Origin of the sequence: Flammeovirga agarivorans, from assembly GCF_012641475.1 — a bacterium.
GTDB classification, from domain to species: Bacteria; Bacteroidota; Bacteroidia; order Cytophagales; family Flammeovirgaceae; genus Flammeovirga; species Flammeovirga agarivorans.
Genome location: NZ_JABAIL010000054.1, coordinates 1 through 998 on the forward strand (window position 1 = coordinate 1; position 998 = coordinate 998).

Here is a 998-nt window from a genome sequence, read left to right on the forward strand (position 1 = left end):
ATTGTACTATGATCTACAACTAATGAAATATTCGATTGTGTATTATCAGTGGCTAAATCTGCGGCTTTTGTAAAGATGGCTCCACCATTGCCTGCAGTGTTCCCAAAGACCGTTACGTTTTCTAATACTAACGCTACCGGGTTACCATTCTTGTATCTTCCTTCAATACCAATGGCTCCACCTGATTTTGCTGATGTATTATTATTAAATGTCGTTTTCTTTACTGTTACAGTGGCTCCTTCTGCTAAGCTTAAACCTGGTGCGATAAAAAGACCACCGCCAAATCTTTCGGTGGTAGCTTGTGTTGTATTGTTTTCAATTGTCGTATTTACAATCTCTACATCACTACCAACAGCTGAGATACCGCCACCATGACCTGTTGATGTTGTGTTACCACTTATCGTCATATCAGCAAAAGAAACTAGACCTGTAACGTCTAAAATATTTACTCCACCACCGTTTCCAGCTGCGTCTCCACCTGTTACAGTGAAATGATTAAAATTAACGTCTATATCACCGCCTGAAACTTGGATCACTGAGCCATTATTAATCACCTGATTGGCTAAACCTTCTAGAATATCTTCTGAAGCATCATCGCCTTGGATTGTCAACGATTTTGTGATTGCAATTTGTTCTTTATGCGTACCATTGATGGTAATTACATCTTCCGCAGATGCATCATCAATCGCTTCTTGAAGCGTATAATATTGTGTTGATGTCGTTGTATTGAATACGGTATTGACAGGATCAAAAGCTTTCTTCTCTCCCTCATAAGCACCTGCATCTGGCGTCTCTTTTCTTGGTAATCCTAAAGCATCTTCACTGATTGTACTTCCTGCTGCAAAATCTAATGCGGCACTTCTGTCTCCAATCGTTAGAACCTTTACAGCTCCGGCCAAATCTACTAATTCTGATGATAACTGAAGGTCATAAACATCGTTAGTCAGGTCTTTACTGTTCGTAATATTCTCTATTGGTAAGGCATTTACTTTACCTAA

1 protein-coding gene is annotated in these 998 nt (G+C 39.4%); it reads right to left on the minus strand.

The genetic code is table 11. The features are described from left to right. Positions 1-998: right-handed parallel beta-helix repeat-containing protein (locus tag HGP29_RS28190; RefSeq protein WP_211093450.1), on the minus strand; the 998-nt coding region annotated here is incomplete at both ends.